Origin of the sequence: Nostoc sp. PCC 9305 (assembly GCF_963920915.1) — a bacterium.
Taxonomy (GTDB): Bacteria; Cyanobacteriota; Cyanobacteriia; order Cyanobacteriales; family Nostocaceae; genus Nostoc.
Genome location: NZ_CAWUDN010000228.1, coordinates 1 through 2,550 on the forward strand (window position 1 = coordinate 1; position 2,550 = coordinate 2,550).

The window sequence follows — 2,550 nt, forward strand, 5'->3', positions numbered from 1 at the left end:
CTCTGGTTAAATTTTCGTTACATACTTATAAATTTTCCCGCCGACTTACTTACTGAGGCAAAAGCAGCTTTAGAACGTGGTGATGTAGCAGCTTATGCAACCTCAAGCGATTTGGGCCCTTTTTTGAAATCACAAGGGTTTCCAGTGATTGATTCTTCGGCAAATCATCAGGGTTTGTCAGGGACATCATTAGTGGTTGCAACCGAAAGCTTTTTGGCGAAACAGCCTGATTTCCCGCAGAAATTTAATGCAATTCTCACAGAAGCAGCTAAGGATTTAAAAGCGAATTCTGAAGAATATTATCAGTATCACGCTCAAATTACTAAATATCCCATCGATATTATAAAAGTATCGTTTCCACTCAAACAGGTTTCAGAAGAACCATTACCAGCCGAGGGAGTGAAACTTTTAGAGGGGACGAAGAAATTTTTAGTCTCGCAGGGTTTGGCAAAGTCGGACTTTAAATTAACAGATTGGGTTGTTAATGAACAGCCGCGTTAAGTTTATTTATCTTTTTTTTTTAACGAACCACAGAGGCGCAGAGAACACAGAGAGAATTTATGGAGAAGGAAATTATCAGTGAAGCTGATTTTCGAGATTTTATCTTTACTAATCACGCCACATATAAAGAAAAATCCCAACTTCTTCAAAAGAATTGCTGTTGAGAAGAGAGTAAACAACCTTCTGAATCAGCATTGACTATCTACCCAATCCAATTGAAAAATAAGGTAGAACCTATGACTATTGCATTAGACCGTCCCAGAAAAACCAAGTCTGCTCAAATTCGGGAAAAACTGGGTTATCCGATCATCGATACTGATGTACATACCCAAGAATTTCCCCCAGCATTCTTAGACTATTTAGAGCAAGTTGCTGGAACTGCGATGCCTACGGCGGGCTACGCCTACGCAGAACGTTTTCAAGAACACTTACCCGGTGCATCTCGCTCTAAATGGTTTAAACAATCTTGGGAAGAACGCCGCGCTAACCGCACCGCCCGCCCTCCTTTCTGGACTCGTCCCACTAACGATCCCTTAAATTTAGCTACCGTTAGTTTGCCAAAGTTGTTGCACGAACGCTTGCAAGAAGCTGGTACAGACTTTGCCGTTGTGTACCCCAACTTGGCAACAATGGCCCCACACATCGGGAATGAAGAAATGCGGCGCGCTGTTTGCCGTGCGGCTAATACTTACCACGCTGATATTTTCCGTCCTTATAGCGATCGCTTAACACCCATTGCGGCTATTCCCATGCATACGCCCGAAGAGGCGATCGCAGAGTTGGAATATGCGGTGAAAGTGCTGGGACTCAAAGCAATTCAAATCCCCGGACATATCTGCCGCCCCATTCCCGCCTTCGAGAAGTATGGCGAAGAAGTAGCCAACGAAGCCATCTGGATTGATACTTTTGGCTTGGATAGTAAATATGATTACGATCCCTTCTGGGCGAAGTGCGTAGAACTGAAAGTTGTACCCACCACCCACTCTTCTGGTATGGGCTGGATCAATCGGCGTTCCATTAGCAATTACCAATACAACCATATTGGTCACTTTGCATCGGCTGCGGAAGCACTATGTAAATCTCTGTTCTTTGGTGGTGTCACTCACCGCTTCCCCACACTCAAGTTTGCCTTTTTAGAAGGAGGTGCAGCTTGGGGTGCTAGTTTGTACACCGATTTGATTTGGCATTGGGATACTCGCAATAAAGACCATTTGGTGGAAAATAACAATCCTGCCAATATCGATCGCGAAGAATTGCTAGAACTATATACCCGTTATGGTGGCGAATTAGTACATGGTCGTTTGGATCAACTAGGTAGCGGTTTAGGTTTCCACGCTGAGTTATTATCTCCCCTAGAACCAGGTGATTTGGATGAATTCGCCGTTGCAGGAGTAACGAAGCCAGAGGATATCCGCGATCGCTTCTTGAATCATTTCTACTTCGGTACAGAATCAGACGATACCCGTGTAAGCCAAGCCTTTAATCGTGCCGCGAATCCCTTTGGCGATAGAGTTAAAGCCTTCTTAGGTTCCGATTCCGGTCACTGGGATGTGCCTGATATCACCGCCGTTACTGCCAACGCCTACTCAATGGCAGAACGCGAAATCATCACCGAAGAAGACCTCCGCTACTTCCTCTCAATCCATCCCTTAGAGTTGTACACCAGTCTCAACCAAGACTTCTTCAAGGGTACAGGTGTTGAGAAAGCCGCAAACGAATATCTAGCGGCTAAGAAATAACTGTCATTAGTCATTTGTAAAGGACTAATGACCAATGACAATCACAACGTTCCATGTTCCATTTCCTCTGTTCACTTGTAGCGTGGGCCCTGCCCACTCTACATTTCTCTTAAATAATGAACCGCAAAGGCGCAGAGGACACGGAGAAATGAGAGTTGAAAAATATCCTAAAACTGATACAAAAATCCTCTTTATTTCTCCTCCCTCTGCGTTCTCTGCGTCTCTGCGGTTCGTTTATTTGGATAATTTATGGGTTCTGGAGTTTAGACTAAGCCATACAAAATGACCCAGCAGGGCTGAGTTAATCAGA

Annotated in this window: 1 protein-coding gene and 1 pseudogene; both read left to right on the forward strand. The window is 44.4% G+C overall.

All coding sequences use genetic code 11. The annotated features are described in order from the left end of the window. Positions 1 to 501 (forward strand): annotated as a pseudogene (locus ACM0OX_RS35445) (aliphatic sulfonate ABC transporter substrate-binding protein); the annotation flags it as partial. A 236-nt stretch (positions 502 to 737) separates the two neighbouring features. Then, entirely contained in the window at positions 738 to 2,240 is a 1,503-nt protein-coding gene (locus tag ACM0OX_RS35450; protein WP_414519864.1) for an amidohydrolase family protein, read from the forward strand. Positions 2,241 to 2,550 lie beyond the last annotated feature (310 nt).

What these genes read in the sequence shown, in the direction of transcription:
- ACM0OX_RS35450 (WP_414519864.1), top strand. Translation starts at nt 738, where the DNA reads ATGACTATTGCATTAGACCGTCCCAGAAAAACCAAGTCTGCTCAAATT.